Raw genomic sequence first — 26,080 nt, forward strand, 5'->3', positions numbered from 1 at the left:
CCGGACCGTACCCGCCGCTTCAGCTGCTCGATCTCGGCCAGCAGGGCCGCGATCGCCGCATCCCGCTCGGCCAACGCGGCCAGCGACTCCTCACGGCTCAGATCATCGCGCTCACCAGAGGAGGAACCCCCTCGAGGTACGAACACAATCCCACAACACCCACACTCATCCGAAAACCGGCACGTCCACCCCAACCACGACACGGATCAACGACGAGCCTGAACGGATACGGACGAAATCGGGTTGCGGGGTGGGACGCCGGTCGGAAAAGGTGCCGGGGTGGTGGAGATTCTCCTGTTGCCGGGCGGTGGGCGCACGTCTGCGGACTGGCGATCGGCCGCCCCGCTGCTGGAGGCGGCGGGCCTGCGTACGGTGGCGGTTGAGCTGCCGGAGCTGGGCTCGTGGTCCTGGGCCGGGGCCGTGGAGTACGTGGGCGAGACGATCGAGCGCCACGGCCTGACGCGCCCAGCCGTGGCCGGGCACTCCCTGGGCGGCATCGTCGCAGCACTATGGGCGACGGAACACCCCGAATGCCCGCTCGCGGTCAACCTGGACGGGCACACCAATCCCACCGGCCCCTTCGAGGGGGTCGACCCGGTCGAGGCCGAGCGTACGATGCGCGCGTTCCTCGCCGAGGAGACAACGAACGATCCGGAGATGTCCCACTTCATCGCCCAGATGGACGCGCTCGACCTGCTCGACGTCTACCGGCGCCCCCGCTGCCCCCTCCTCGTCGTCTCCTCCAGCGGCGCCGACCTGAGCGCGATGCTGCCCCCGGACGTCTCGGCGGCCTTCGACGCCTACGTCCGGGGCTTCGCCCGCGAACTGACGGCGGCCGCCGAGCAGACCCCGTTGCTCTCCCTCGCCGACCTCGCCACCGGCCACGACATGCACCTCCAGGCCCCGCACGAGGTGGCCGACCTGATCCTCACCCACCTGACCACGCGTCCACGATGAACTCCAACCGCAATGCACCGATTTTCCCCTCAATTCCAGCAAAGTCATTCAAAATCGTACCGCCCCCCCGCGCCGAATTATCCCAATATCACCAGTGACACGACTTCGACTCCGCGGCACACATAATTCACAAGCGACGAAATCGTCCACGATATGTCCGTCCCTTGTCCGGTCAATGTCCTATTTCTGACCTGGAGCAATGCCCCCCCGACCCATGAAAATGGAGACGTACGGGCCGCGCTGCGGCCGGACATTCAACCGGGGGAAGGAAACACATGCGTCGACCCATCACATTCGGCCTCTCCATGCTCGCCGCGAGCGCAACGCTCTTCGCGTCGGCCGGCACGGCCCGAGCCGACGAGAACGGGCCATCCGGCTGCAACAAGAACGTATGCATTTACACCGCCTACACCGGCTCCGGATATCAGGTATGGGGCGAATTCGACCACACCAACGTTCAGGACGGTCACCTGGACTTCTGGGGCCCCGGCCGGCCCAGGGTCAGCTCGCCCAACGGCTACTGGCCCGCCAACCACGACACCCGGCGCTACGCCGGAAAGGGCAGCGGGAAGGTCTGCGCGGAGGGCTGGTCCCGCGTCGGAGGGAAGTGGAACTCGGTCGGCCTGCCCTGCGTGACGATCTGATCGCTGGTCCCCGATCGGCGGGGGCGATCCATGAGCGGGCAGGCGTTCGGTGAACGACCGAACGCCTGCCCGGCACGGTTTGTGGCGCCGGAAAGCGGGAGGCGCGGCGAGAAGTGGGGCGTACCGGACGGGTAGACGGGACGGCACCCGGGCGGAGGCGTGGCGGGGGTTTCGGTCTACCGTAAAGGCATGGCGCCTTCGTGGAGTGACCAGGCGATCTGGTGGCAGGTCTACCCGCTCGGCTTCACCGGCGCCCCCATCACGCCGGCGACGTCGGGCAACGGCCCCGTACGGCACCGGCTGCGCCGGCTCCTGCCCTGGCTGGACCACGTGGCGGAGCTGGGCTGCACCGGGCTGCTGCTGGGCCCGATCTTCGCCTCCGAGACGCACGGCTACGACACCGTGGACCACTTCGCCCTCGACCCCCGGCTCGGCGACGACGCCGACTTCGACGCCCTGGTCGGCGAGGCCCGCGAGCGCGGCCTGCGGATCGTGCTCGACGGCGTGTTCAACCACGTCGGCCGCTCCTTCACCGGCGACGCCGGCTGGCTCAGGCGGGGGCCGGACGGCGACGTCGAGACCTTCGAGGGTCACGGGCGGCTGGTCGCGCTCGACCACGGGCAGGAGGGCGTACGCGATCATGTCGCCTCGGTGCTGACTCACTGGCTCGACCGGGGCGCCTCGGGCTGGCGGCTGGACGCGGCCTACGCCGTACCGGCCGGGTTCTGGAAGGCGGTGCTGCCCCGCGTACGGGCTCGCCACCCGCAGGCGTGGTTCGTCGGCGAGGTCATCCACGGCGACTACGCCGACTACGTCGCGCGCTCGGGCCTGGACTCCGTCACCCAGTACGAGCTGTGGAAGGCCCTCTGGAGCTCGCTCAACGACCGCAACCTGTACGAGCTCGCGCACGCCCTGGACCGGCACGACGCCATGCTCGCCACCTTCGCCCCGCAGACCTTCACCGGCAACCACGACGTCACCCGCCTGGCCAGCCGCCTGGACGACCCCCGCCACCTGGGCCACGCGCTGGCGGTGCTGTTCACGGTCGGGGGCGTGCCGAGCGTCTACTACGGCGACGAGCTGGGCCTGCGCGGCGTCAAGGAGGAACGGGAGGGCGGCGACGACGCCATCCGCCCGGCCTTCCCCGCCACGCCCGCACTCCGCGACCCCGACCACTCCCCCGCCTTCCCCGCCACCCCCGAGCCCACCAAGCCCGCCGGGTCCGCCGGGTCCGCCGAGCCCGCGGCGCCGTGCGCCTTCTCCGCCGATCTGCCGGAGGGCGCGTGGGAGGTGTTCGAGCTGCACCGCCGCCTGACAGCCCTGCGCCGCCGACGCCCCTGGCTGGCCCGGGCCCGCACCAGCGTGCACCACCTGGCCAATCACGGCGCCGTCCTGCATACCGCCGGAGACGGCGACGAGACCCTGCTCACCCTGCTCAACCTGGACGACGCCCCGCGCCGCTTCCCACTGACCGACGAGCACGCGACCCTCGTGCCGGAGGCGGGCGCGCCGGCGAACGACGACCCGGCCCTGGTCCCGCCCCACGGCTGGCGCATCCTCTCCTCCCGCGCTTGACCGCACCCCTCATCAGGCGCGCCCCTCGGGAGTACCTCCGCAGCGGTAGCCGCGCCCGCCCGTACCCCCTGCGAAGTAACGCACGTTGTCTCCGCCCGTACGACGACACGGCCAGTCCCCGGCGGCGATGCTCGAACCCTTGCCGAGCACGACCACCATGAAGGGCATCGTCCATGTCGTCTTTGATCCGCCACATCACCCCCGTCTCCCCTCAGCGCGCCAAGGGCGTGGTGGCTGAGGTGTACGCGCAGGTGAACGCCGAGTTCAGCAGCATCGGGCCGGCGGTGATGATGACGTCGCCCGCACCGGAGGTGATGGCGGCCGGCTGGTCACTGATGCGGGAGGCGCAGCTCGCGGGGGACGTTCCGCAGTTGGAGAAGATGGTGGTGGCGCTGGGGGTGGCGCAGGCCAACAGGCTGGAGTACGACGTCCAGGCGTTCCTGTCGGTGCTCCGTCTGCTGGGCGAGCAGGAGCTCGCCGACACCGTCGAGCGCGGCGACCCGCCCGGCGACCAGCGGCTCGCGGCGCTGCTGAGCTGGGCGGCCGCCACCGGCGTGGCGAACCGGGAGCCGGAGCCGGCGCCGTTCCCGCGCGAGCGGGCCGCCGAGTACGTCGGCACCGCGCTGTTCGGGCATTTCGTCAACCGGGTGTCGGCGGCCATGCTGCCGGCCGGGCTGACGCCGGGCAGCATGGACCCGGACGACGAGCCGCCGTTCGAGGGTGCCCCCGTCCTGCGCGAGCTCGGCCAGGACTTGCGGCCGGGCGCCACGCTGCCGCTGCTGGACGGGCTGCCCACCGGACCCGAGCCGAAGTGGGCAGCCGGCCTGCCGATCGGCACGGCGTACGCCGCCCTGGTCGCCACCGCGGCCCAGGGCAGCGGCCTGCTCTCACCGGCGGCGGCGAGCGCGGTCACGCGAGTGATCGCCGAGCACCGGGGGCGCCGCTTGTTCGGCGACGTGGACCAGGCGCTGACAGGGCTGCCGGGGCTGCTGGAGCTGCCGGAGCTGCCGGGGTTGTCGGAGCAGGAGGTTCTGGGTGCTCGGGTCGCGATCCTGGCCGGGCTGGCGCCGGAGACCCTCACCGATGAGGACGTGGCCGCCTGGCGCGCCACTGACCGGCGCTTCAGCGATCACTGCACCGTCTACCTGCTGTCCTACGGCGCGATGACGGCCGTCACGCACATCGAAACCGACATCACCGGCTGACACCCGAGCTCGGCCGCCCCAGCGGTACCGGCGCCCGCACCGAGCCGAGGCCGCGTCGCGGGCGGTGCCGGCGCCGAGGGACGGCCTGCACGGCGGGTGTCGCACGGGCAGGGCGAGCCGCTGCGGCACTGCGGTCATGCGATGGCGGGCACCGGCGGCCGTGCTGATGGGGGGGTGCCGACTGCCGGCGGTGGCGGTGGGGTTGATGTCAACTCTGCTTGAGGTTCTAGCGTGTCTTTCCAGGCCGTCCGCAACCTGGCCGTCCGCAACCTGGCCGTCGGCAACGTACAAGGAGGATCGTGATGCGGCTGACCACCAGCCTGCCCATGGACGCGAACGGCGTGCCGGACCTCGCGCAGGCCCGCCACCTCCAGCAGCTCGGCTACGACGCCGTGGGGATGGCCGATGTGATCATCGGGGACGGCACGCCGGGGTGGGATCCCGCGGTCGTGCTCGCCGCCGCCGCAACCGCCACGGAGCGGATCGAGCTGGAGTTCGGCGTGCTCAGCCTGCCGTTGCGGCCGGTGGCGTGGGTGGCCGCGCAGGTGCAGGCTTTGCAGCACCTGTCGGGCGGGCGGGTGGTGCTCGGGGTCGGGATCGGCGGCTTTCCCGGCTCGCCGTTCTGGCGCGCGGTGGGCGCGCCGATGAGCGGGCGCGGACGCTGGACCGACGCCGCGTTGCAGGCGCTGCCGGGACTCGTTCGCGGGGAGCCGACCCGGGTGGGCGAGGCGGAGGTCACGCTGGGGCCGGCCGCAGCCGTCCCGCCGATCCTGGTCGGGGGCAACTCGGAGGCGGCCATGCGCCGGGCCGTCCTGTACGGGGACGGCTGGGCCCCGTCCCTCATCAGCCCGGCGGGCCTGGCTCCCAAGGTGGCGCGGCTGCGGGAGCTGGCCGGGGAGCTCGGCCGCCCGGTGCCGTCGGTGTCCGTCGGCGGGCACGCCATCCTGGTGGACGACCGGGCCGCCCTGGAGTCCTTCATCGGCAGCCTGGTCGGCATGCACGGCATGTCGGCGGAGGAGGCCCGGGACATCCCGGTCACCGGCGGGGTGGCGCAGGTGACCGATCGGCTGGCGGCGTACGCGGAGGCCGGGGCGGACGCGGTCGGCCTGGGCCTGGACGGCGGGGACTGGATGCGGCAGGCCGAGATCCTGGCGGAGGCCCGGGCACGGCTGTCCCGCTGACGTCCGCCACCTGTCCTGCGGCGCGGTGGCGCTACGTGCGCGCGCCACCCCACGCGACCGCGACGGCCGTCAGGCGCGGCGGCGGGCCCGGTAGGCGCTGGCCTTGGCGCGGTTCTGGCAGGACAGGCCGCAGAAGCGTCGTGAGGCGTTCCGCGTGACGTCGAAGAACACCAGCTCGCACCCCTCCGCCTCGCACGACCGCAGCCGTACCCCCTGCCCCACCCCGATCACCATGGCCAGCGCCGTGGCGGCGTCGGCGGCCCAGGCGTCCGGCAGGTCCGCCGCGGGCCCGTGGAAGGCCAGGACGGGCGGGTCGCCGTGCAGGTTCGGGACGGCGGCGTGGCGTACGAGGGCCTGGTTGAGGGCGGTGACGTCGCCGGCGAAGGCGGGGTGCAGCTCGGCCGCCACCTCCGCGAGGCGGTCGGCGTCCGCGGACGTGAGGGCGCGGCTGGGCGTCCAGCCCTGGCGCAGGAACGCTTCCTCCAGCGCGGCCCGGCGGTCGGCGGGCGGGGTGACGGGGCGGCCGCGGGCCCGGGTGACGTGCAGTTCGTTCACCAGGATGACGGCGAGCTCCGCCCACCTCCCGACATAACTGTCTATTTGCGATTGACCAGTGATGCGCCATGCCTCTATCGTCACTGGCATAGCTTATCTAGACAGTGAGGGATTGTGATGAGCGCATTGTCGAGGCTCGCCCGCAGCATGTGGCACCAGCTCGAGCCCATCCACGCCGTTCTGTACTTCTCGCCGGAGGCGTTCGCGGAGGCGGCGGCCCTCGGCTACGACGTGGAGTCGCGCTGGCCCAGCTATTTCGCCTACCGCACGGCGCCGCTCGGGCGGGCCGGCGCGCGGCTCGCCACCGCGCTCTACTACAACTTCAGCCCGGACATGGTGGCCGGGCACGTGCCCGGCGTCTGGGACGTCGCCGCGCCCGAGAAGGTGCTGGAGGCGCGACTGAAGGCGGTGGACAAGACCTATCGCGGGCTGCTCGGCGACCAGGTGACCGGGCCGGGCGCGGCCGAGGCGGCGGAGCTGGCCAGGCGGGCGGCCGAGAGCGTGACGGTGGGCGGGCGGCCGTTCGCGGCGGCCAACCTGGACCTGCCGTGGCCGGACGACGAGCCGCACCTGGTGTTGTGGCAGGCCGCCACCGTGCTGCGCGAGCACCGTGGCGACGGCCACCTGGCGGCGCTGGCCGCGGCGGAGCTGGACCCGTGCGAGGCGCTGGTGTCGTTCGCGGCGATCGGGGCCGCGCCGGTGCGGAACTTCGCCGGGCGGGGCTGGAGCGAGCAGGAATGGGCCGAGGCCCGGGAGCGGCTGGCCGCGCGGGGGCTGGTCCAGGACGACGGGCAGGCCACCGAGCGGGGGCGGGCGCTGCGCGACCAGGTCGAGCGGATGACGGACGAGCTGGCCGCCGAACCGTGGCGGCTCCTCGGGGAGGAGCGGGCCGGGCGGCTGGCCCAGCTCGCCTCGCCGTTCCTGGGCGCGGTGTTCGAGGCGGGGCTGCTGCCGATGACGAGCACGCTCGGCATCACGACGGTCCGGGTCCCCGACTGAGCACGCTCGGCATCACGACGGTCCGGGTTCCCAACTGACGAACAGCCCCGGGGCACGCGGGCGGGTCAGGCGAAGCCGGGGGCGGGCTGCCACAGGCCCAGCTCGGTGCCCTGGTCGTCGGTGCAGGTGCAGCCGCGCCCCGACTTGCTGTCGAGCAGCTCGCCGGTGCGGCCCCCGAGCTCGCGCACCCGCTCGACCGCCGCGTCGATGTCGGTGACGTGGTAGTACAGGTTCGGCTGGGACGACGGGCCGCCGGCGACGAAGCCCATCGGCACGGTGGCGTTGGTGACGTGCAGGTACATCTCGTGCTCCCGCTTGAACTCCCAGCCGAACAGCGCCCCGTAGAAGGCGGCCGCCCGGTCCAGGTCACGAACCGACAGGGTGTAGTAGCCGAGCTCGACAGGCATGTGCGTACCTCCGCAATAATTGTCGCTGTCGTTAAGGATTAACAGCCTAACGGAAGCAGGCAAAGATTAACACCAACGTTAACGAAATCGACGCCACGCTGGCGGCGCTCGCCGACCCGACCCGGCGCAAGGTGATCGACCTGCTGCGCGACGGGCCGCGCCCGGCCGGCGAGCTGGCGCAGGCCGTGCAGATGAGCGCGCCCGCGCTCAGCCGGCACCTGCGCGTGCTGCGCGCGGGCGGTCTCGTCCGGGCCGAGGCCGGCGGGGCCGACGCCCGGCTGCGCCTCTACACGCTGCAGCAGGAGCCCTTCACCGCGCTGCAGGCGTGGCTGGACCAGGTGCAGGCGTTCTGGACCGAGCAGCTCGGCTCGTTCAAGGACCACGTGGAGCGCACCCGGTGAACTCCGTACGGGCCAGCGTCACCGTCCCGGTCGACCCGGCGACCGCGTTCCGCGTCTTCACCGACGAGATCGACCACTGGTACGTACGCGGCCGCCACAGCTGGGTCGACCCCGCCCGCGCGGTCGGCATCCGGTTCGAGGACGGCTACCTGCGCGAGCTGTGGTCCGACGGCGGCCACGTCGACACCGGCAGGATCCTCACCTGGGAGCCGCCGCACCGCCTGGTCTGGGCCGACCTGATCAACGAGGGCGGCCGGATGGAGATCGAGGTGGCCTTCAGCGCCGTCGAGGGCGGCACCGAGGTGCTGCTGGAGCACCGCGGGCTGGACTCGTTGCCGGCGGACGTGGCCGGCCGGATCCGGCGCGGCTACTCCTGGAACATCGTGCTGGGCTGGTTCGCCGACCAGTGGGAGCCGGGCCGGGACGAGCAGGCGGGAGGCTAGCGGCGGCCGTACTTCTTGTGCACGGCCTGCTTGCTCACCCCGATCGCGTCGGCGATCTGGGCCCAGGCCAGCCCCGCCACCCGCGCCCGCCGGACCTGAACCGCCTCCAGGCGTTCGATCTCACGGCGCAGCGCGGTGGTGGCGTGCAGCGCCAGCAGCGGATCGTCGTCCTGCGCCTGTCTCATGAGGGCCGCCAGGTCGTTCGTCATGCACTAAAGGTAGTCCAGCAGCAGCGAACTGATCTCCTCGGGACGTTCGAGGGCCGGCAGGTGCCCGGCCCACTCCAGCTCCACCAGCCGCGCCCGGGGCAGCTCGCCGGCCAGGTGGTGGGCGCTGTGCAGGAAGTACGGAAGGTCGTGCGCGCCGGCCACCACCAGCGCCGGCACGTCGATGTCCGCCGGCGACACCTCGTGCTCGAACTGCTCGGGCTCCGGATCGGCGGCCAGCTGCACCTCGAACGCGTGCCGCTGCATCTCCACCACCCGCCGCCAGGCCACGTCCGTCGCCTCGGGGCCGAGCAGGGTGCGCGCGTTCAGCTCGGCGGCCCCCTGGACGTCGCCCCGTTCGAGCAGGCGCCCCTCCTCCTCCCAGTACGCCCGCAGGTCCGGCGTGGGCTCCAGCGTGGAGATGGGGTTGAGCAGCACCAGCCGCCCGGCGAGCCCGGCGGCCGCCAGCTCCAGCGCCACCCGGCCCGCGCCCGACGAGCCGACCAGCGCCGCCTGTGTGACACCCAGCGCGGCCAGCACGCGGGCCACGTCGTCGGCGTGGTTGTACGGCTTCTCCGCCTGGTAGGGGGTGTGCCCATATCCGCGGAAGTCCACCTTGATCACGCGGAAGCGCTCGGCCAGCGCCTCCCACTGGTGGTCCCACATGCCGGAGTCGGTCGCCGTCGAGTGCAGCAGCACCACCGGCTCGCCCGTCCCCCGCTCGGCGTGCCAGATCGTCATCGCGCCTCCACCACCATCCGCACGCCCAGCCCGATCAGCACCACGCCGGAGATCCGCTCCAGCCGCCGCCGGACCGCCGGACGCCCCAGCCACTCCTTGGCCTTGCCCACGGCCCAGATGAGCAGCCCGTACCACAGCAGGTCCACCGCCACCCACACCACGGCCAGGGTCACGAGCGTCAGCGGCACGTCCTGCCCGGCCGGGACGAACTGCGGCAGGAACGACAGCGCGAACACCGCCGCCTTCGGGTTGGCCAGGCACGTTCCCAGCCCCGCCAGGTACGGGCCGCGCCAGCCGGGCACCACCTCACCCTCGGGCGCGGGCGGGGCACCCTTGCGGGCCTGCCACAGCGCCTGGGCACCCATGATCACGAGGACGGCGGCGCCGGTCACGCGCATGACGTCGTAGGCCACCTGCGAGGCCACCAGCAGGGCCGACAGGCCGAACGCGGCGGCCAGCCCCCACAGCAGGATCCCGGTCTCGTTGCCCAGGGTGGCGGCCAGGCCGGAGCCGCGGCCCGCGCGCAGCGTCTGGCGCAGGATGATGGCGGTGCTGACCCCGGGCACCATGGCCACCAGGACGCAGGCGCCCGCGAATGCTAGAAGGTACATGCGCGGCATGCTGACAGACCCGGGGGCCGAATATCTCCTGGTTTTCCGTCCGCACGCCTCGACCGCACGGCTCCGTGACCGTCTCAGCCGTACGGCTCGGCCGGCCCACCTCAGCCGTACGGCCCGGCCGGTCCCTGCGACCGCCTCAGCCGTAGAGCTTGGCCAGCTCCGCGACCGCCTCGCCCATCAGCGCGCGCAGCTCCGGCGGGCCGAGCACCTCGACGCCGGCGCCCATGCGCAGCAGCAGCCAGCGCGCGTGCGTGAGCGACTCGATCGGCACGGTGAGCGTGAGCCAGCCCTCGGGGTCGGGCGGCCCCGCGGCGGCCAGGGCGGCGCCCACCACGTCGGCGCCCATGGTGTAGGCCAGCAGGTCACCGTACCCGGGGGCGAGCTTGATGACGGCCTCGGCGGTGTACATGCGCTCGCGGAACTCCTTGGCGTACGCCGCCCAGAACTCGCCCAGGTCGAACCCCTCCGGCGGGACGAAACGCCCGGGCAGCGTCTCCAGGGTCAGGATCCGCGCCACCCGGTACGTACGGGGGCTGCCGTCCGGCGGCGCGGCCACCAGATACCAGGAGCCCCCCTTGAGCACCAGCCCGTACGGATGGATGACCCGGTCCACCTCCTGCCGACCCCAGCGCCGGTAGGTCATGTGCAGCGGCCGCCGTTCCCACACCGCCTCGGCCACCTCGCTCAGGTGCGGCACGTCGTCGGCCGAGCGGTACCAGCCGGGCACGTCCAGCAGGAACCGCTCGCGCATCCGCGAGGCGTGCGAGCGCGGCTCGGGCGGCAGCGCGGCCAGCAGTTTCAGCTCGGCGTTGGCGGCCACCTCGCCCAGTCCCAGCTCGGCGGCGGGGCCGGGCAGACCGGCCAGGAACAGCGACGAGGCCTCCTCGGCCGTCAGCCCGTTGAGCCGGGTGCGGTAGCCGTCGAGCAGCTGGTAACCCCCGGCCGGTCCGCGGTCGGCGTAGACCGGCACGCCGGCCGCGGACAGCGCCTCCACGTCGCGGTAGACCGTACGGACTGACACCTCCAGCTCCGCGGCCAGCTCCGGCGCGGTCATGCGGCCGCGCGTCTGCAGGAGCAGGAGCAGCGAGAGGAGACGGCTGGCACGCATGCCCCCCATTGTATTGCTCACATATGTCGTGTTTGTATGAACACATGGAACGTGTGCGAGCCATCATGAACACCTTGAGGACCCAGGACAGCGTGTCCGTGGCCGAGCTGGCCGCCGAGCACGGCGTGTCCGAGATGACGATCAGGCGCGACCTGGACGAGCTGGCCCAGCAGGGGGTGGTGCGCCGCATCCGGGGCGGCGCGCTGTCGCTGCTGCTGCGCGGCGAGGAGCCGCCGTTCGGGGTGCGCGAGCGGGAGGCGGTGGAGGTCAAGCGGCTCATCGGCATGGAGGTGGCCGCACTGATCGCCGACGGGGAGGCGGTGGTGCTGGACGGCGGCACGACCGCGCTGGAGGTGGCCCGCGCGCTGGCCGACCGGCGCGTGACCGTGCTGCCGCTGGCGTTGCAGGCGCTGATGTCGCTGGCCACCGCGCCGCGGGTGCGCCTGGTGCTGCCCGGTGGCGAGGTGCGCAAGGGCGAGCTGAACCTCATGGGGCCCCTCACCGAGAGCTCGATCAGGGCGCTGCGCTTCGACACGGCCGTGATCGGCTGCTGCGGCCTGTCGGCCGAGCACGGCCTGACCGCGCACGACCTGCCCGAGGTGGCGGTCAAGCAGGCGGCCATCGCCTCGGCGCGGCGGGTGATCGTGGCGTGCGACTCGGGCAAGTTCGCGCGTACGGCGTTCGGCGCGGTGTGCCCGATCACCCGGCTGGACGTGGTGGTGACCGATCCGGGCATCCCCCCGGAGGAGCGCGACGCGCTGGTGGCGGCCGGGGTGCTGGTCAGGGAGGCCGGGTGAGACGCGAGCGTACGGCCGTCTACCTGCTGTTCTTCCTGGCCGGCGCGGCCGTCGGCACGTGGACCGCGCGCATCCCCGCCATCAAGGAGCGCCTGGCGCTCGGCGACGGCCAGCTCAGCCTGGCCCTGCTGGCCATCGCGGCCGGGGCGGTCGTCGGGATGACGGCGGTGGGCCGCCTGGTCGACCGGTACGGCAGCAACCGGGTCATGATCCCGGCCGCCCTGGTGCAGGGCCTGGCGCTGGTCCCCGCCGCGTACGCCCCCGGCTTGGGGGCGCTGGCGGGGGCGCTGCTGCTGTTCGGGATCGTGCACGGGATCCTGGACGTGGCCATGAACGCCAACGCCGTGGAGGTGGAGCGGGCCCACGGGCGGCCGATCATGTCCTCCTTCCACGCCGTCTTCAGCGTCGGCGGGTTCGCCGGGGCCACGGCGGGCGGGCTGTCGGCCCACTACGGGCTGCCTCCCGCGCTCACGTTCTGGACTGCGGGGGCGGTGATCGCGGCGCTGGCGGTGTGGGCGGCGCGGTGGGCGCTGCGCTCGGCGCCCGCTCCCGCGCCGGCCGGTGGCGGGCGGGCCAGGCTGCCGAAGGGGGTCGTGTTCCTGGGCGTGCTGGCGTTCTGCTGCCTGGTGGGCGAGGGGGCCGCGGCCGATTGGAGCTCGGTCTACCTGCGCGAGGATCTGGCGGCCTCGCCGGGGTTCGCCGCCGCCGGGTACGCGGCCTTCTCCATCATGATGACGGCGGGCCGGCTGGCGGGAGACCGGCTGGCCGCCCGGTTCGGACCGGTGCCGCTGGTGCGCTGCTGCGGGCTGCTGGCGGCGGCCGGGCTGGGTCTGGCGCTGCTGGGCGGGCACCCGGTGGCGGGGGTGGCCGGGTTCGGCTGCTTCGGGGCGGGGTTGTCGTGCATCGTGCCCCAGGTGTTCTCGGCCGCCGGCCACCGCGACCCGGCCTTCGCGGGACGGGCGCTGGCACGGGTGGCCTCGATCGGCTACCTGGGCTTCCTGTCGGGCCCGGTGTTCATCGGCGCCGCCGCCGAGCTGACGGGCCTGCCGCGCGCACTGGCCATCCCGGCCCTGCTGGCCGCATTCGTCGCCCTGGCGGCCACGGCCCTCCGGGGGCGCGGCGAGACCCGCGACCCAGCCGGACCCCGACCCCGCGAAGAGGCCCACCTGGAGCACAACTCACCCGAACCCCGACCACACAGAGACGTCCGCCTGGAGCAGAACTGACCCGAACTCCGGACCCACGGAAGGGCCCGCCCGGAGCAGGTCTCAGCCGAACTGCTGCCAGCCGAGCCTGATCACCATCGCCACCACCACACATAGCAGCACGATCCGCACGAATGAGGCGCCACGCTTGAGCGCCATCCGCGCCCCGAACTGGGCGCCGGCCACGTTGCACACGGCCATGCTGAGCCCCAGCGCCCAGTTCACGTGCCCCTGCAGCCCGAACACCACGAGCGCCCCGACGTTCGTCCCGATGTTGATGATCTTCGCGGAAGCCGACGCGGAGACGAAGTCCAGCCCGAGGATGGTGGTGAAGGCGATGATGAGGAACGTTCCCGTCCCCGGCCCCATGATGCCGTCGTAGAAGGCGATCCCCACACCCGCAGTCGCCACCGCCGCGAACACCCGCGGCCTGGTACGCAGGTGCGGCACCGGCACGGCGCCCATCGCCGGCCGCAGCGTCACGAACGCGGCCACGGCCAGCAGCACCACCATGACGGCGGGCCGCAGCACCTCGGCCGAGATCGCCGCCGCCGCCCACGCCCCCAGCCCGGCGCACACCACGGCCATCACCGCACCCGGGATGGCCACCTGCCGGTCCACCTTGGTGGAGCGCGCGTACGCCACGGCGGCCGAGGTGGTGCCGAACACCGACGACAGCTTGTTGGTGGCCATCGCCTCGACCGTCGGAATGCCGGTCACCAGGATCGCGGGAAGCTGCAGCAGGCCGCCGCCGCCCACGACGGCATCGACCCACCCCGCCCCGGCCGCTGCGATCAGCAAGACCACGATCTGCTCCAGCGGCACGCGCCACTCCCCCAATTCCCCCAAGAAACGTCAAGAGTGTACAAGTCGGAAATCTGTTACTTGTCACCCCCTCACCTCAGGGGACACAGCAGCTCAGGCCAGGCACGACCGAAGGCCGGAAACGGCTTCCCCAACGGAAGGGCGAAAGCGGGGAGCAGCACCCGGCTGCTGGTCGTCGCCACGACATTCACCGGCGAGGACGGAGCCGCCGACCCCCTGGCCCCGTGACATGGCGAATGCCGGGAGCGGCGCGCCCCGCGACACGACACGCCGCCGCCCGACTCCTCAAAGTCGCCAGCTCCCGAGCTCCCGGTACCTTCCCGGAACCTTCCCGGAACCCCTGGACCCTTCCAGCCAATCCCCGGTCTCCCCCGAACTCTCGGAACCTGCTCGACCCCTCGGGACCGCCCAAACCCTCGGGGACCTGCTCGACACCTCGGGACCTGCCCGAACCCTCGGGATCTCCGCGAACTCGGGACCCTCCGACCCTCCTGGAACCTCCCTATGCCCTTGGCATCCGGGGCCCCGCGCCCCATCATCAATCAGCGAGCCGCCGCATCGATCAGCGGGTCTTCGCCAGCGTCCGCTTCCTCGACGCGTAGATGTCGTCGATCAGCCCGTAGGTCCGCGCCTGCTCGGCCGTGAAGATGCGATCCCGCTCGATGTCCTTCCTGATCTCCAGCACGCCCCTGCCGGAGTGCCGGGCCAGGATCTCCTCCTGCTGGTCCCGCATCCGCAGGATCTCCCTGGCGTGGATCTCCAGGTCGCTGCCCTGCCCGCGCCCGCCCTCGGCGTGCGGCTGGTGCAGCAGCACGCGGGAGTGCGGCAGCGCCGCCCGCTTGCCCGGCGTGCCCGCCGCCAGCAGCACGGCCGCCGCCGAGGCCGCCTCACCGATGCAGACCGTGTGGATCTCGGGCCGGACGAACTGCATCGTGTCGTAGATGGCCGTCATCGCCGTGAACGACCCGCCAGGCGAGTTGATGTAGATGTTGATGTCCTGGTCGGGGTCGAGCGACTCCAGCGTCAGCAACTGCGCCATCACGTCGTTGGCGACGGTGTCGTCGATCGGCGCCGCCAGGAACACCACCCGGTCCTCGAACAGCTTGTTGTACGGGTTCATCTCCTTGATGCCGTAGGAGGTGCGCTCCGTGAACGTCGGCAGCACGTATCGGCCGGACATGTCAGTTCATCCCTTCTGCGATGTGGTCGACGATCCCGTATTCCAGGGCCTGCTGAGCGGTGAACCAGCGGTCGCGGTCGGAGTCTTCCTGGATGCGCTCCAGCGGCTGGCCCGTGTGGTGCGCGATGATCTCGGCCATCCGCCGCTTGGTGTAGAGCATGTTCTCGGCCTGGATCTGGATGTCGGTGGCCGAGCCGCCGATGCCGCCCAGCGGCTGGTGCATGACGATGCGGGCGTTGGGCAGGGAGAAGCGCTTGCCCTTCGCGCCCGCCGACAGCAGAACCTGACCCATCGAGGCGGCGAATCCCATCGCCACCGTCTGCACGTCGCACGGAATGAACTGCATCATGTCGTAGAGCGCCATCCCCGCTTGCACGGAACCGCCCGGTGAATTGATGTAAAGCGTTATGTCGCGCCTGGGGTCCTCGGCCGCCAGCAAAAGCAGCTCCCCGCAGAGCCGGTTGCAAATCTCGTCGTCGACCTCCTGGCCGAGCACGACGATGCGCTCCTTCAGCAGGCGGTGGCTGAGCTGGTCAGGCCAGGGTGCGCGCTGTGTCTCCGTCATGACGGACGCCTTTCTGTGCGGGTATTTCTGTGAAAAACGCTAGCCCCGGCGGCCGTGAATTATGGAATCTTTTCGCTGGCGGCGCATTTCTCTAAGGGCGCATTACTCCGTCAGCGAATTTTTATCGACATACAATCGCGGATGTGAGAAGGAACCTCCCGCGCCGGTGGGCGTGCCTCATCCTGGGCGGGGCGCTGCTGATGCCGTACATGATGGTCGGCGTGCTGATCTCGGGCATGGTGCGCGGCGAGTCGGCCAACCTGCTGCTGCCGGCCCAGGTGGGCGTGTTCGCCGCGGTGCTGCCCGTGGTGGCGATGACCGGGCTGTTCCTGCCGGTGCGGGGGCTGGTGGTGAGCGCGGCGCAGGGCCTGCTCGGGGCGCGCGTCGAGACCCCGCCGCGGCAGGCCGGACGGTCCTGGCAGGAGCGGCGGCGCACCGCCGCCTGGTTCACGCTGCACCTGGGCATCGGCGGCGTGGTCAGCGGCTGCACGCTGGCGATCGTGCCGTTCACGCTGTTCACGCTCGTACTGCCGTTCACGGGGCGGACGACGCCGGTGCTCGGGTTCCTGATCACGCCGGGGTGGGTCGCGGTGTGGTGGGCGGTGGGCGGGGTGGCGCTGCTCGGCGCGCTGGTCGCCATGGCCGCCGGGGCGGGCGAACTGCTGGCCCGGCTGGCCCCGGTCCTGCTCGGCCCCACCCCCGGCGAGCGGCTGGCCGCCGCCGAGGAGCACGCCCGCGCGCTGGCCGAGCGCAACCGGCTGGCCCGCGAGCTGCACGACTCGGTCGGGCACGCGCTCAGCGTCGTCACCCTGCAGGCCGCCGCGGCCGGCCGGGTCCTCGACCGCGACCCGGCCACCGCCAGGACCGCGCTGGCCGCCATCGAACAGTCGGCCCGCGCCGCCCTGGACGACCTCGACCACGTCCTCGGCGTCCTGCGCGCGAACGACCGGCGCGGTGCAACCGACCACCGCCCAGACGGTCACCCCGCCCGCACAACGAGCGGCACGGCCGGCCACCACGCAAAGGGCCACCCGGGCGGCACAACGGGCGGCGTGATGGGCGGCACGACGGGCGGCACGACGGGCGGCACGACGGGCGGCGCGGCGAGCGGCGCGGCGAGCGGCGCGGCGGGGGGCCGCGATGCGGAGGGCTCGGGCCGCTGGGCGGGTGCGGAGGATCGCGATGCCCGCCGGGTGCCGCGGGCGACGCTGGCCGATCTCGGTGGGCTCGTCGCGGCCTCCGGCGCCGAGGTGCGCCAGGAGGTGGGTGACCTGTCCGGGGTGCCCGCCGTGGTGTCCCGGGAGGCGTACCGCATCCTGCAGGAGGCGCTCACCAACGCCATCAAGCACGGCCACGGCCCCGTACGCCTGACCGCCGCCGTCCGTGGCGGCGACCTGCGACTGGAGGTGAGCAACCCGCACGATGGCACCCGACCCCGCAGGGAGAGCGCGCGGGTCGGGGGCAGGGGGGTGGCGGGGATGCGGGAGCGGGTCCGGCTGCTGCGCGGCGAGCTGGAGGCCGGGCCCACCGAGGCCGGGTGGCGGGTGGCCGTGCGGCTGCCGCTACGGTCGAGCCCATGACACTCAGAGTCGTGATCGCCGACGACGAGGACCTCATCCGCGCCGGCCTGCGCATCATCCTCGACGCCGAGCCGGACCTGAGCGTCGTCGGGGAGGCCGCCGACGGCGCCGCCGTCATCCCCGTGGTGCGCCGCGAGCGGCCCGACGTCGTCCTCATGGACGTACGCATGCCCGCCCTCGACGGCATCCGCGCCACCGAGCTGCTGCTCACCCTGGACGAGCCGCCCAAGGTGCTGGTGGTGACCACGTTCGAGAACGACGACCACGTCTACGACGCGCTGCGCGCCGGCGCCAGCGGCTTCCTGCTCAAGCGCACCCGCCCGGACGACCTGGCCCAGGCGGTACGGCTGGTCGCGGCGGGCGAGTCGCTGCTGTTCCCCGCCGCGATCCGGACGCTGGCCGGCCGCCGCCCCCAGGGCACCGCCCGCGTGCCCGGCATCGACCGGCTGACCGGGCGCGAGGGCGACGTCCTGCGCCTGATGACCAGGGGCCTGTCGAACCAGGAGATCGCCGCCGAGCTGGTCGTCAGCCAGGAGACGGTCAAGACGCACGTGGGCAACGTGCTGGCCAAGCTCGGCGCGCGCGACCGCACCCAGGCGGTGATCGCCGCGTACGAATCCGGCTTCGTCTCCCCCACCGCCTAAGGACGCACGCCACCGCGCCGCAACAGCTCGGCGGCGGGCAGCAGGGTCGCCTCCGCCGCGCTCAGCCCGGTGACGGCCAGGGCCCGGTCGACCAGGCTCAGCCCCACCGCATATCCCGCCATGTCGGGAATGCCCCGCGGCTCCTGCCCGAAGTTGCGCACGGCGCTGTCGCCCAGCACGTACGCCGGCGTGTTCTGCATCCCCTGCAGGTCGAAGTCGGCCATGATCCGCTCGTGGGCCCGCTCGAACGCCTCCCCCGTCACCATCGACGACCACGGCCCCATCGCCTCGGCCCCCGACAGCTCCCGGACGAACGCCTCCGCCAGCCCCTCGGCCACCACGTGCTCCCCGACGGTCACGGTCACCGGGTTCCACTCCACGTTGGTGTAACGCACGTTGTGGTGGAACTCGTGCACCGCGAGATGCCCGATCCGGCCGATCACCTCCGGCGAGGGCCAGGCCAGCAGGTAGAGCCAGCCGGGCGCGCCGCCCATGCCGTAGTAACCGCCCGTGGTCGTCATCAGGTGCTCGTCGTCGGGATTGCCCATCACGAACATGACCTGCAGCGAATCGGCCTGCTTGGCCCCGCCCAGCCGCTCGGAGGCGCGGGTCAGCTCGCGCCGCACCTGCCCGAGCACGTCGGCCTCGATCATGCGGCGCACGGCCGGCAGGTAGCGGGGGTCGTCGGCGTCGACGCGGAAGCCGCCGCCCTGGTGGTGGATGCCGACGATGTCGCCGGGCACCGGGATGGCCTCGCGCATGGGCGCCAGGAGCTCCCGCAGCGCGTCGGGCCGGCGCTCGACCGGCTGCTCCAGCAGCTCGGCCATCGCCGTGAGGGTGTCGTGAACGATGAATTCCATGCCGCGGACGCTAAAGCCTCCCGTTACGTGAGGCTCAACCGGATATCGTCACAGCGGCGATTCGTCGCCCGGGTCCTCCCCCGGCGACCGGCCGGGCGTGCTCTGCCCGCTGTCGGTCGGCGACGGTGACTGCGACGGCGAGGGCTGCGGCACGGGCGTCTCCGGCGTCGGCGGCGGCGTCGGCACGAACACCGTCGGCGGCAGCTGCCTGGGCTGCGGCTCGCTGTCCTGCCGCCCGAGCAGCAGCAACAGCAGGATCGTCGTCACCAGCAGGAGCAGCAGCACCAGCACCAGCGCCGCCAGCAGCACCCGCTTGCGCGTCTCGGTCGGCGGCCGGCGCCGCCTCGTCGGCCCCGGCAGCGCGGGCGCCCGATCGGTCAGCCAGTACGGTACGAAGTCCGGCCCGTGCGCCTCCCCGATGAACGTCCCGCCCACCATGACCGGCTCCAGGAACCACTCGGCCCCCGTCCGCCCCGGCGCGTACGGCACCGCCACCCACGGCGCGGGCCCGGCGTGGAAGTCCAGCACCTCCGGCACGCCGTCCAGCACCGCGCCCCGCGGCCGGCCCGGACGCCCCAGCCAGGCGCGCATCCCGGACCGCTCCCGCCCGCCGGCCTCCCTGACGGCGGTGATGAACCGGTCGCGCGCCGCGGCGTCGTACGCGGCGCCTCTCGTCAGCACGGCCAGCGACACGGCGCGCCCGTCCGGCGCCTGGCCCAGGTACACGAATCCGGCCGGCGCCGTGTGCAGGCGGGCCTGCACCGCGTAGGGCCCCAGCCGGGGTGGATCACCGTACTGCAGGGGACTTGCCACGTTTGCCATGAAAGCACAGACGTGGCGTCGTGCACGTTTGCGGCGCGTTTGGTGGAATGGCGTCATGAGCGTCGCCGAAGAGTTGCCAGGCGGAAACGATGCGGCTCTGCTGCGTCAGAGTCTCGACGAGGTCCGGCGTGTCATCGTCGGGCAGGACCACATGGTCGAAAGGCTCGTCGTGGCCCTGCTGGCGCGCGGGCACTGCCTGCTCGAAGGAGTGCCGGGCGTCGCCAAGACCCTCGCCGCCTCCACCCTGGCCACCGTCGTGGGCGGCACGTTCGCCCGGATCCAGTTCACCCCCGACCTCGTGCCGAGCGACATCGTCGGCACCCGCGTCTTCCACCCCTCCAACGAGAAGTTCGACGTCGAGCTCGGCCCCGTGTTCGTCAACTTCCTGCTGGCCGACGAGATCAACCGCGCCCCCGCCAAGGTCCAGTCCGCGCTGCTGGAGGTGATGGCCGAGCGCCAGGTCACACTGGCCGGCGTCACCCACCCGCTGCCCAAGCCGTTCATCGTGCTGGCCACCCAGAACCCCATCGAGTCCGAGGGCGTCTACCCCCTGCCCGAGGTGCAGCGCGACCGGTTCCTGTTCCGCGTGCGGGTGCCGCACCCCAGCGCCCACGAGGAGCTGGAGATCCTGCACCGCATGAGCGTCACCCCGCCCGTCGCCGATCGCGTGCTCGACCCCGCCAAGCTGCTGGCCCTCCAGGAGGCGGCCGAGCAGGTCTCGGTGCACCAGCTCGTCGCCGACTACGTGGTACGGCTGGTCATGTCCACCCGCACCCCCGCCGAGTACGGCCTGACCGAGCTCGGCGAGACGATCGAGATCGGCGTCAGCCCCCGCGCCACCCTGGGCCTGGTCTCGGCCGGCCGGGCGCTGGCCCTGCTGCGCGGCCGCGACTACCTGCTGCCCGACGACGTACGCGACGTCGCCGTGGACGTCATGTCCCACCGGCTGATGCTCACCTTCGACGCCCTGGCCGACGGCGTCGACCCCGAGCAGGTCGTCAAGCAGATCCTGCAGGCGGTCCCCCCGCCCCTCGTCGTCTGGAACCAGAGCCGTTGACGGCCCAGGAGCGAACCCGACGCGGTGAGCGAAGCGGACGCGCGAGGGACGAGTGCGGCCGCGTGGCGAACGAGGAGCTGGTGAGCGACCGATGAGCACAGCTGAGCAGGCCCTGCGGCGGCTGGAGCTCACCGTCACCCGCCGCCTCGACGGGCTGCTGCACGGCGCTCACCAGGGCCTGCTGCCCGGCACCGGCAGCGAGGCCGGCGACAGCCGCGTCTACGTGCCCGGCGAGGACGACGTGCGCCGCATGGACTGGGCGGTGACCGCCCGCACGACCATCCCCCACGTACGCGACCTCATCGCCGACCGCGAGCTGGAGACCTGGGCGCTGGCCGACCTGTCGCCCAGCATGGACTTCGGCACCGCCGACACCGACAAGCGCGACCTGGTGGTGGCCGCCGTCGGCGCGATCGGGTTCCTGTCCAGCCGCATGGGCGACCGGTTCGGCGCGCTGGTCCTGCACGACGAGTACGTGCACCGCATGCCCGCCCGCACCGGCCGCCCCGCCCTGTACGGCCTGCTGCACTCCCTCATGGACGCCCCCCGCGGCCGGATCGTGGACGACCCGCCCGACCTGGCCGAGGGCATCGAGGTGCTGTCGGCCACCCGCAGGCGGCGCGGCATGCGGCTGATCGTCTCCGACTTCCTCGACGCCGAGCCCGACCTCGACCCCGACGCCGAACGCCCCTGGGAGCGCCCCATCAGGCGCCTGGCGGCCCGCCACCAGGTGCTGGCCGTCGAGGTCATCGACCCCCGCGAGCTCGAGCTGCCCGACGTGGGCCGCGTCGCGTTCGCCGACCCCGAGACCGGGAAAGTACGCGAAGTGCACCTTTCGCCCAAGATTCGGCATGCGTACGCGGAGGCGGCCGCCCTGCAGCGCGAGGGCACCCGCCTGGCCCTCCGCCGCGCCGGCATCGCCCACCTCGTCCTGCGCACCGACCGCGACTGGGTGTTCGACGTCGCGCAGTTCGTCCTGCGCCAGCGTCGAATGAGCCACCTCGCCCACAGGAGACCCACCCCATGACATTCCTGGCCCCCGGCTGGTTGTGGCTGTTCACCCTGGTGCTGTTGCTGGTGGCCGGCTACATCGTGGCCATGTTCGCCCGCCGCCGCTACACCGTGCGCTTCACCAACCTGGCCCTGCTCAACCTGGTCGCCCCCGCCGGCCCCGGCTGGCGCCGCCACGTCGCGCCCGCGCTGTTCCTGGTCATGATGTCGCTGCTGGTCATCGGTGCCGCCAAGCCCGCCGACGAGGTACGCGTGCCACGCGACCGCGCCACCATCATGATCGCCCTGGACGTGTCGCTGTCCATGGACGCCGACGACGTCCAGCCCGACCGCATCAGCGCCGCCAAGGCCGCCGCCCAGGCCTTCGCCCGCGAGCTGCCCGACCGCTTCAACGTGGGCGTGGTCACCTTCGCCCGCTCGGCCAACGTCGTCATCTCCCCCACCACCGACCACCAGGCCGTCATCACCGCCATCGGCAACCTCACCACCCGCCCCGGCACCGCGATCGGCGAGGCCGTCTTCAACTCGCTCGACTCGCTGCGCTCGTTCGACCAGCAGGCCGCCACCGACCCGCCGCCGGCCGCCATCGTGCTGCTGTCCGACGGCGACAACACCTCCGGCCGGTCGGTCAACGAGGCCATCGAGGCCGCCCAGCAGGCGCGTGTGCCGGTCTCCACGATCGCGTACGGCACCCAGGAGGGCACCGTCAACATCGACGGCAGGCCCGTGAACGTGCCGGTCAACAAGCAGACGCTGCAGTCGCTGTCCGACGGCACCAGCGGGCGCGCCTACACCGCCGAGTCCGGCAGCGAGCTGCGCGAGGTCTACGAGCAGATCGGCACCTCGCTCGGCTACAAGCTGGTCAACCAAGAGGTCACCCAGTGGTTCATCGTGGCCGCGATCCTGGCCGGGCTGCTGGTGTCCGGTGCCGCGGTCCTGTTCGGTTCCCGGATCCCGTAACGTTTGGCGACGTGGCGCACTACTTCTCCGAGCGGCCGGACACCGCGAGCAGGCCGGGGTCGGTCGATCTCGTCCTGCCCGACCTGCACCTGCGGCTGGAGACCGACAGCGGCGTGTTCTCCCCCGAGCGGGTCGACGTCGGCACGCGCGTGCTGCTGGAGAGCGTCCCGCCGCCGCCGCAGGAGGGCGACCTGCTCGACCTCGGCTGCGGCTACGGGCCGATCGCGCTGACCATGGCCTCGCGGGCGCCCGGGGCGACCGTGTGGGCCGTCGATGTGAACCGGCGCAGCCTGGAGCTCACCGAGCGGAACGCCCAGGCCGCGCGCCTTTACAAAGTAAGGTCAGTTCATGTCGATGATGTGCCAGATGAAGTGAAATTTCGGGCCATCTGGTCTAATCCTGCGATCCGAATTGGGAAGCAGGCCCTGCACGACATGCTCACCAGGTGGCTCACCCGGCTGACGCCCGACGGCGTGGCCTACCTGGTCGTCCAGAAACACCTCGGCTCGGACTCCCTGCAGCGCTGGCTCGGCGAGCAGGGCTGGCAGGCCTCCCGCGAGGCCAGCCGGGCCGCCTACCGCATCCTGAAGGTGACCCGATGAGAAGGCAGCTGCGCCCCACCGACGTCAAGCGGCTCAACCGCACCTGGCGCAGGAACACCGGAAACCGCCTCGGCCTGATCATCGAGTCGGTCACCGGCCCGTTCAACATCGGCTCGATCTTCCGCAGCGCCGCCGCGTTCGGCGTGGACGAGGTCTGGCTGGCGGGCAACGCCACCCCGCCCACCAACCCCAAGGCGGGCAAGACCGCGCTGGGCACCGAGCGGCTGGTCACCTGGCACGAGGCGATCCCGGCCACCGAGGCGGTCAAGGCGGCCAGGGAGAGCGGCTTCACGGTGCTGGCCATCGAGCTGACCGCCGAGGCCGTGCCGCTGCACCGCGCCGACCTCGGCCGCGACGTGTGCCTGGTGGTCGGCAGCGAGGACCACGGCTGCTCCCCCGCCCTGCTCGACGCCGTGGACGGCGCCTGCTACATCCCTCAGGTCGGCCGGGTGGGCTCGTTCAACGTCGCCGTCGCTGCAGCCATCGCGCTGGCGGAGGCCCGGCGCCAGGAGTGGGAGAATCTCCCCGATTCGTAACCGAACCGTTTACCAGGGAAGGGCATACTTCAGGACGTGCTGAGCCGCCGATTCGCCTTCCTCGACCACCCGGGCCCGCTCGCCTTCGCCCACCGCGGAGGCGCGTCGGAGGGCGCGGAGAACTCCGCCGCGGCCTTCGAGCGGGCGGTGGCGCTCGGCTACACCCACCTGGAGACAGACGCGCACGCCACCGCCGACGGCGTGCTGCTGGCCTTCCACGACCACACGCTCGACCGCGTGACCGACCGGCGTGGCCGCATCTCCGAGCTGCCCTACCGGGCGGTCAGGCGGGCCCGCATCGGCGGGGTGCACGAGATCCCGCTGCTGGAGGACCTGCTCGGCACCTGGCCGGAGGTCCGCTTCAACATCGACGTCAAGGAGGCGGCCGCCATCGCGCCGCTGGCCGAGGCGATCAGGCGGACCAACTCCTACGACCGGATCTGCCTGACCTCCTTCTCCGACGAGCGCCTGGTGCTGGCCAGGGCCGCGCTGGGCAAGGAGGTGTGCTCGGCGCTGGGGCCGCGCGGGGTCGCCGCGCTCCGGGCCGCCGCGGCCACCTCCGGCTACGGCCGCCTGCTGGCCCGCCTGTCGCGGGCCGGGGTGCCGTGCGCGCAGGTGCCGGTGGGCTTCCGCGGGCTGCGCGTCACCACCGGGCGCCTGATCCGCACCGCGCACGCCATCGGCATGCAGGTGCACGTGTGGACGATCAACGACACCGCCCGCATGGAGCAGCTGCTCGACCTGGGCGTGGACGGCATCATGACCGACAACGTCACCGGCCTGCGCGACGTGCTCGATCGCCGCGGCCTGTGGCATCCCGGCCGCATGGCGGCCTGACGGCCGTACCGGCCCGGACAAGAGCATCCCCCCGACGCCCCCGCCGCATAGGAGCGACACCACATCATGCCCGTACCCGCACCCCCCGCGGCCCTCGACGACTCCCCCGGCGCGCGCCGGCGCGAGCAGCGTGGCTGGTACTTCTACGACTGGGCCAACTCCGCCTTCTACACCACGGTCATCTCGGTCTTCCTCGGCCCGTACCTCATCCCGGTCGCCAAGACCGCGGCCTGCGCCAAGGACTTCGCGAACGTGGCCTCCGCCACGTGCGTCGACACCTTCGACCAGCTGGCCGCCGCCAACCCGGGCCTGGGGTACGTCGACGTGCTCGGCGCCGACATCAGGCCGGCCGCGTACTTCGGGCTGATCACGACCGTCGCGGTGTTCCTGCAGATCCTCTTCCTGCCGATCGTGGGCGCCCTGGCCGACCACACCGGCCGCAAGCGGGAGATGCTCGGCGGCTTCGCCTACGTCGGCGCGCTGGCCACCATGGGCCTGTTCTTCGTCGAGGGCGACCGCTACCTGCTGGGCGGGGTGCTGTTCGTCCTGGCCAACCTGGCCTACGGCTCGTCGGTCGTGGTCTACGACTCGTTCCTGCCGCAGATCTCCACCTCCGCCGAGCGCGACGGGGTGTCCTCGCGCGGCTGGGCCGTCGGCTACCTGGGCGGCGGGCTGCTGCTGGCCCTCAACCTGGTGCTCTTCCTCCAGCACGACAGCCTGGGCCTGAGCGAGGGCATGGCGGTGCGGATCTGCATGATGTCGGCGGGCCTGTGGTGGGCCACGTTCACCATCATCCCGCTGCTGCGGCTGCGCAACCGGCCCGTGCCGGCGCACGAGAGCACGGCGCTGCGCTCGGTCGGGGGCAGCTTCCGCCAGCTCGGCCGCACCCTGTCCGAGCTGCGCCGCTACCCGCTGACGCTGCTGTTCCTGGTGGCGTACCTGGTCTACAACGACGGCGTGCAGACGGTCATCGGCAACAGCGCGGCCTTCGCCTCCGAGGCGCTCAAGCTGGACCAGACCGTGCAGATCACGGCGATCCTCATGGTGCAGTTCGTGGCGTTCTTCGGCGCGCTGCTGCTCGGATGGCTGGCGCGCGGCTTCGGGACCAAGCGGACGGTGCTGGCCAGCCTGGTGGTGTGGACGGCGATCGTGTCCATGGCCATGTTCGTCGCCGAGGGGCAGGCGCTGCAGTTCTACCTGATGGCGTTCGCGATCGCGATCGTGCTGGGCGGCACGCAGGCGCTGTCGCGCTCGCTGTTCTCGCAGGTGATCCCGAAGGGGCGGGAGGCCGAGTACTTCAGCCTGCTGCAGATCAGCGACAAGGGCTCGGCGTTCATCGGCTCGCTGACGATCACGATCACGCTGCAGTTCACCAACAGCTACCGCACCGCGATCCTCTCCATGATCATCTTCTTCGTGATCGGCTTCGTGCTGCTGGCCATGACGAACCTGCCCAAGGCCATCCGCGCGGCCGGCAACGAGGTGCCCGAGCGGGTCTGAGCACCCGCTCGGCGCCCGGGGCGTCGCGGAGCCGGCCACGCGAGGCCCGGCCTGGGA

30 protein-coding genes are annotated in these 26,080 nt (G+C 72.3%); 19 read left to right on the forward strand and 11 right to left on the reverse strand.

What is annotated here, in order from left to right; genetic code table 11:
• Positions 1 to 279 precede the first annotated feature (279 nt).
• The 5 genes from ACTWPW_RS40335 to ACTWPW_RS40355 all read left to right on the forward strand — a co-directional run bounded on the left by ACTWPW_RS40335 (position 280) and on the right by ACTWPW_RS40355 (position 5,562).
• Positions 280 to 957 carry an alpha/beta fold hydrolase gene (locus ACTWPW_RS40335; RefSeq protein ID WP_443171767.1) on the forward strand — a complete coding sequence of 226 codons (678 nt, stop codon included), beginning with the start codon at positions 280 to 282 and terminating at the stop codon, positions 955 to 957.
• A gap of 275 nt (positions 958 to 1,232) precedes the next feature.
• Positions 1,233 to 1,601, forward strand: coding sequence for a hypothetical protein (locus ACTWPW_RS40340; protein WP_443171768.1), 369 nt, complete (start codon positions 1,233 to 1,235; stop codon positions 1,599 to 1,601).
• Between the two features lie 189 nt (positions 1,602 to 1,790).
• Positions 1,791 to 3,176 (forward strand): alpha-amylase family glycosyl hydrolase, encoded by a 1,386-nt coding sequence (locus ACTWPW_RS40345; RefSeq protein WP_443171769.1) that lies wholly within the window; start codon positions 1,791 to 1,793, stop codon positions 3,174 to 3,176.
• 173 nt (positions 3,177 to 3,349) lie between these two features.
• Positions 3,350 to 4,381 (forward strand): carboxymuconolactone decarboxylase family protein, encoded by a 1,032-nt coding sequence (locus ACTWPW_RS40350; protein ID WP_443171770.1) that lies wholly within the window; start codon positions 3,350 to 3,352, stop codon positions 4,379 to 4,381.
• Between the two features lie 302 nt (positions 4,382 to 4,683).
• Entirely contained in the window at positions 4,684 to 5,562 is an 879-nt protein-coding gene (locus ACTWPW_RS40355; RefSeq protein WP_443171771.1) for an LLM class flavin-dependent oxidoreductase, read from the forward strand.
• Positions 5,563 to 5,631: 69 nt separating this feature from the next.
• On the opposite strand, the gene ACTWPW_RS40360 is transcribed toward ACTWPW_RS40355, so the two are convergent.
• Positions 5,632 to 6,117, reverse strand: coding sequence for a CGNR zinc finger domain-containing protein (locus ACTWPW_RS40360; protein ID WP_443171772.1), 486 nt, complete (start codon positions 6,115 to 6,117; stop codon positions 5,632 to 5,634).
• 117 nt (positions 6,118 to 6,234) lie between these two features.
• Here ACTWPW_RS40360 and ACTWPW_RS40365 point away from each other — a divergent pair, with 117 nt between their 5' ends.
• The gene (locus ACTWPW_RS40365; RefSeq protein ID WP_443171773.1) at positions 6,235 to 7,116 is read left to right on the forward strand and encodes an SCO6745 family protein; all 882 of its coding nucleotides are present in this window, start codon (positions 6,235 to 6,237) and stop codon (positions 7,114 to 7,116) included.
• A gap of 65 nt (positions 7,117 to 7,181) precedes the next feature.
• On the opposite strand, the gene ACTWPW_RS40370 is transcribed toward ACTWPW_RS40365, so the two are convergent.
• Positions 7,182 to 7,523, reverse strand: a complete 342-nt coding sequence (locus ACTWPW_RS40370) for a VOC family protein (protein WP_443171774.1) — start codon at positions 7,521 to 7,523, stop codon at positions 7,182 to 7,184.
• Positions 7,524 to 7,621: 98 nt separating this feature from the next.
• Here ACTWPW_RS40370 and ACTWPW_RS40375 point away from each other — a divergent pair, with 98 nt between their 5' ends.
• Positions 7,622 to 7,924, forward strand: coding sequence for an ArsR/SmtB family transcription factor (locus ACTWPW_RS40375; protein ID WP_375108854.1), 303 nt, complete (start codon positions 7,622 to 7,624; stop codon positions 7,922 to 7,924).
• The gene (locus ACTWPW_RS40380) at positions 7,921 to 8,367 is read left to right on the forward strand and encodes an SRPBCC domain-containing protein (protein WP_375108238.1); all 447 of its coding nucleotides are present in this window, start codon (positions 7,921 to 7,923) and stop codon (positions 8,365 to 8,367) included. The genes ACTWPW_RS40375 and ACTWPW_RS40380 overlap by 4 nt, the downstream gene beginning before the upstream one ends.
• Here the strand turns inward: ACTWPW_RS40380 and ACTWPW_RS40385 are convergent.
• From ACTWPW_RS40385 to ACTWPW_RS40400, 4 genes are all read right to left on the reverse strand, one after another.
• Positions 8,364 to 8,576 carry a hypothetical protein gene (locus tag ACTWPW_RS40385; protein WP_127933033.1) on the reverse strand — a complete coding sequence of 71 codons (213 nt, stop codon included), beginning with the start codon at positions 8,574 to 8,576 and terminating at the stop codon, positions 8,364 to 8,366. The two genes, ACTWPW_RS40380 and ACTWPW_RS40385, sit on opposite strands and share 4 nt — an antisense overlap.
• Positions 8,577 to 8,579: 3 nt before the next feature.
• Positions 8,580 to 9,314 carry an alpha/beta fold hydrolase gene (locus ACTWPW_RS40390; protein ID WP_443171775.1) on the reverse strand — a complete coding sequence of 245 codons (735 nt, stop codon included), beginning with the start codon at positions 9,312 to 9,314 and terminating at the stop codon, positions 8,580 to 8,582.
• Positions 9,311 to 9,925, reverse strand: a complete 615-nt coding sequence (locus tag ACTWPW_RS40395; RefSeq protein WP_375108240.1) for a LysE family translocator — start codon at positions 9,923 to 9,925, stop codon at positions 9,311 to 9,313. Before ACTWPW_RS40395 ends, ACTWPW_RS40390 begins: the two co-directional genes overlap by 4 nt.
• A 145-nt stretch (positions 9,926 to 10,070) precedes the next feature.
• Complete coding sequence (locus tag ACTWPW_RS40400; protein WP_443171776.1) at positions 10,071 to 11,042, reverse strand: helix-turn-helix transcriptional regulator; 972 nt, start codon at positions 11,040 to 11,042, stop codon at positions 10,071 to 10,073.
• A 44-nt stretch (positions 11,043 to 11,086) separates the two neighbouring features.
• On the opposite strand from ACTWPW_RS40400, the gene ACTWPW_RS40405 reads away from it, so the two are divergent.
• Both ACTWPW_RS40405 and ACTWPW_RS40410 read left to right on the forward strand, forming a co-directional pair.
• Entirely contained in the window at positions 11,087 to 11,839 is a 753-nt protein-coding gene (locus ACTWPW_RS40405; protein ID WP_443171777.1) for a DeoR/GlpR family DNA-binding transcription regulator, read from the forward strand.
• Positions 11,836 to 13,065, forward strand: a complete 1,230-nt coding sequence (locus ACTWPW_RS40410; RefSeq protein WP_443171778.1) for an MFS transporter — start codon at positions 11,836 to 11,838, stop codon at positions 13,063 to 13,065. The genes ACTWPW_RS40405 and ACTWPW_RS40410 overlap by 4 nt, the downstream gene beginning before the upstream one ends.
• A gap of 42 nt (positions 13,066 to 13,107) precedes the next feature.
• Here the strand turns inward: ACTWPW_RS40410 and ACTWPW_RS40415 are convergent, their stop codons facing one another.
• From ACTWPW_RS40415 to ACTWPW_RS40425, 3 genes are all read right to left on the reverse strand, one after another.
• The gene (locus ACTWPW_RS40415) at positions 13,108 to 13,869 is read right to left on the reverse strand and encodes a TSUP family transporter (RefSeq protein ID WP_375108244.1); all 762 of its coding nucleotides are present in this window, start codon (positions 13,867 to 13,869) and stop codon (positions 13,108 to 13,110) included.
• A 562-nt stretch (positions 13,870 to 14,431) separates the two neighbouring features.
• Positions 14,432 to 15,049, reverse strand: coding sequence for an ATP-dependent Clp protease proteolytic subunit (locus ACTWPW_RS40420; protein WP_375108245.1), 618 nt, complete (start codon positions 15,047 to 15,049; stop codon positions 14,432 to 14,434).
• A 1-nt stretch (position 15,050) separates the two neighbouring features.
• Entirely contained in the window at positions 15,051 to 15,614 is a 564-nt protein-coding gene (locus ACTWPW_RS40425; protein ID WP_443171779.1) for a ClpP family protease, read from the reverse strand.
• A gap of 143 nt (positions 15,615 to 15,757) precedes the next feature.
• Here ACTWPW_RS40425 and ACTWPW_RS40430 point away from each other — a divergent pair, with 143 nt between their 5' ends.
• Together ACTWPW_RS40430 and ACTWPW_RS40435 are read left to right on the forward strand one after the other, a co-directional pair.
• Positions 15,758 to 17,194: a sensor histidine kinase gene (locus tag ACTWPW_RS40430; protein ID WP_443171780.1), complete on the forward strand. Its 1,437-nt coding sequence runs from the start codon at positions 15,758 to 15,760 to the stop codon at positions 17,192 to 17,194.
• Positions 17,191 to 17,838 (forward strand): response regulator, encoded by a 648-nt coding sequence (locus ACTWPW_RS40435; RefSeq protein ID WP_443171781.1) that lies wholly within the window; start codon positions 17,191 to 17,193, stop codon positions 17,836 to 17,838. The genes ACTWPW_RS40430 and ACTWPW_RS40435 overlap by 4 nt, the downstream gene beginning before the upstream one ends.
• Here the strand turns inward: ACTWPW_RS40435 and ACTWPW_RS40440 are convergent.
• Both ACTWPW_RS40440 and ACTWPW_RS40445 read right to left on the reverse strand, forming a co-directional pair.
• Positions 17,835 to 18,698: a DUF2268 domain-containing protein gene (locus ACTWPW_RS40440; protein WP_443171782.1), complete on the reverse strand. Its 864-nt coding sequence runs from the start codon at positions 18,696 to 18,698 to the stop codon at positions 17,835 to 17,837. The two genes, ACTWPW_RS40435 and ACTWPW_RS40440, sit on opposite strands and share 4 nt — an antisense overlap.
• Before the next feature lie 48 nt (positions 18,699 to 18,746).
• Entirely contained in the window at positions 18,747 to 19,520 is a 774-nt protein-coding gene (locus tag ACTWPW_RS40445) for a hypothetical protein (protein ID WP_375108250.1), read from the reverse strand.
• Between the two features lie 55 nt (positions 19,521 to 19,575).
• Between ACTWPW_RS40445 and ACTWPW_RS40450 the strand changes: the two genes are divergently transcribed.
• The 7 genes from ACTWPW_RS40450 (at position 19,576) to ACTWPW_RS40480 (ending at position 26,023) form a co-directional block, all read left to right on the forward strand.
• Positions 19,576 to 20,577, forward strand: coding sequence for an AAA family ATPase (locus ACTWPW_RS40450; RefSeq protein ID WP_364136004.1), 1,002 nt, complete (start codon positions 19,576 to 19,578; stop codon positions 20,575 to 20,577).
• Positions 20,578 to 20,668: 91 nt separating this feature from the next.
• Positions 20,669 to 21,604 carry a DUF58 domain-containing protein gene (locus tag ACTWPW_RS40455; protein ID WP_375108251.1) on the forward strand — a complete coding sequence of 312 codons (936 nt, stop codon included), beginning with the start codon at positions 20,669 to 20,671 and terminating at the stop codon, positions 21,602 to 21,604.
• Positions 21,601 to 22,548 (forward strand): VWA domain-containing protein, encoded by a 948-nt coding sequence (locus ACTWPW_RS40460; RefSeq protein ID WP_375108252.1) that lies wholly within the window; start codon positions 21,601 to 21,603, stop codon positions 22,546 to 22,548. Before ACTWPW_RS40455 ends, ACTWPW_RS40460 begins: the two co-directional genes overlap by 4 nt.
• A gap of 11 nt (positions 22,549 to 22,559) precedes the next feature.
• Positions 22,560 to 23,150 (forward strand): class I SAM-dependent methyltransferase, encoded by a 591-nt coding sequence (locus ACTWPW_RS40465; RefSeq protein WP_375108253.1) that lies wholly within the window; start codon positions 22,560 to 22,562, stop codon positions 23,148 to 23,150.
• On the forward strand, positions 23,147 to 23,686 hold the full coding sequence (locus ACTWPW_RS40470; RefSeq protein WP_364136016.1) for a TrmH family RNA methyltransferase: 540 nt from the start codon (positions 23,147 to 23,149) through the stop codon (positions 23,684 to 23,686). Before ACTWPW_RS40465 ends, ACTWPW_RS40470 begins: the two co-directional genes overlap by 4 nt.
• 39 nt (positions 23,687 to 23,725) lie before the next feature.
• On the forward strand, positions 23,726 to 24,523 hold the full coding sequence (locus ACTWPW_RS40475) for a glycerophosphodiester phosphodiesterase family protein (RefSeq protein ID WP_364136078.1): 798 nt from the start codon (positions 23,726 to 23,728) through the stop codon (positions 24,521 to 24,523).
• Positions 24,524 to 24,589: 66 nt separating this feature from the next.
• Positions 24,590 to 26,023, forward strand: a complete 1,434-nt coding sequence (locus ACTWPW_RS40480; RefSeq protein ID WP_375108254.1) for an MFS transporter — start codon at positions 24,590 to 24,592, stop codon at positions 26,021 to 26,023.
• The last annotated feature ends 57 nt before the right edge of the window (positions 26,024 to 26,080 follow it).

Source organism: Nonomuraea sp. KM90 (assembly GCF_052246675.1).
Taxonomy (GTDB): Bacteria; Actinomycetota; Actinomycetes; order Streptosporangiales; family Streptosporangiaceae; genus Nonomuraea.

Bases quoted from the DNA above. Each gene is read 5' to 3' on its own strand.
- ACTWPW_RS40390 (WP_443171775.1), bottom strand. From the start codon at position 9,314: ATGACGATCTGGCACGCCGAGCGGGGGACGGGCGAGCCGGTGGTGCTG.
- ACTWPW_RS40420 (WP_375108245.1), bottom strand. From the start codon at position 15,049: ATGTCCGGCCGATACGTGCTGCCGACGTTCACGGAGCGCACCTCCTAC.
- ACTWPW_RS40425 (WP_443171779.1), bottom strand. From the start codon at position 15,614: ATGACGGAGACACAGCGCGCACCCTGGCCTGACCAGCTCAGCCACCGC.
- ACTWPW_RS40435 (WP_443171781.1), top strand. From the start codon at position 17,191: ATGACACTCAGAGTCGTGATCGCCGACGACGAGGACCTCATCCGCGCC.
- ACTWPW_RS40405 (WP_443171777.1), top strand. From the start codon at position 11,087: ATGGAACGTGTGCGAGCCATCATGAACACCTTGAGGACCCAGGACAGC.
- ACTWPW_RS40400 (WP_443171776.1), bottom strand. From the start codon at position 11,042: ATGCGTGCCAGCCGTCTCCTCTCGCTGCTCCTGCTCCTGCAGACGCGC.
- ACTWPW_RS40345 (WP_443171769.1), top strand. From the start codon at position 1,791: ATGGCGCCTTCGTGGAGTGACCAGGCGATCTGGTGGCAGGTCTACCCG.
- ACTWPW_RS40445 (WP_375108250.1), bottom strand. From the start codon at position 19,520: ATGGCAAACGTGGCAAGTCCCCTGCAGTACGGTGATCCACCCCGGCTG.
- ACTWPW_RS40385 (WP_127933033.1), bottom strand. From the start codon at position 8,576: ATGACGAACGACCTGGCGGCCCTCATGAGACAGGCGCAGGACGACGAT.
- ACTWPW_RS40470 (WP_364136016.1), top strand. From the start codon at position 23,147: ATGAGAAGGCAGCTGCGCCCCACCGACGTCAAGCGGCTCAACCGCACC.
- ACTWPW_RS40440 (WP_443171782.1), bottom strand. From the start codon at position 18,698: ATGGAATTCATCGTTCACGACACCCTCACGGCGATGGCCGAGCTGCTG.
- ACTWPW_RS40480 (WP_375108254.1), top strand. From the start codon at position 24,590: ATGCCCGTACCCGCACCCCCCGCGGCCCTCGACGACTCCCCCGGCGCG.
- ACTWPW_RS40395 (WP_375108240.1), bottom strand. From the start codon at position 9,925: ATGTACCTTCTAGCATTCGCGGGCGCCTGCGTCCTGGTGGCCATGGTG.
- ACTWPW_RS40365 (WP_443171773.1), top strand. From the start codon at position 6,235: ATGAGCGCATTGTCGAGGCTCGCCCGCAGCATGTGGCACCAGCTCGAG.
- ACTWPW_RS40460 (WP_375108252.1), top strand. From the start codon at position 21,601: ATGACATTCCTGGCCCCCGGCTGGTTGTGGCTGTTCACCCTGGTGCTG.
- ACTWPW_RS40455 (WP_375108251.1), top strand. From the start codon at position 20,669: ATGAGCACAGCTGAGCAGGCCCTGCGGCGGCTGGAGCTCACCGTCACC.
- ACTWPW_RS40350 (WP_443171770.1), top strand. From the start codon at position 3,350: ATGTCGTCTTTGATCCGCCACATCACCCCCGTCTCCCCTCAGCGCGCC.
- ACTWPW_RS40370 (WP_443171774.1), bottom strand. From the start codon at position 7,523: ATGCCTGTCGAGCTCGGCTACTACACCCTGTCGGTTCGTGACCTGGAC.
- ACTWPW_RS40355 (WP_443171771.1), top strand. From the start codon at position 4,684: ATGCGGCTGACCACCAGCCTGCCCATGGACGCGAACGGCGTGCCGGAC.
- ACTWPW_RS40450 (WP_364136004.1), top strand. From the start codon at position 19,576: ATGAGCGTCGCCGAAGAGTTGCCAGGCGGAAACGATGCGGCTCTGCTG.
- ACTWPW_RS40340 (WP_443171768.1), top strand. From the start codon at position 1,233: ATGCGTCGACCCATCACATTCGGCCTCTCCATGCTCGCCGCGAGCGCA.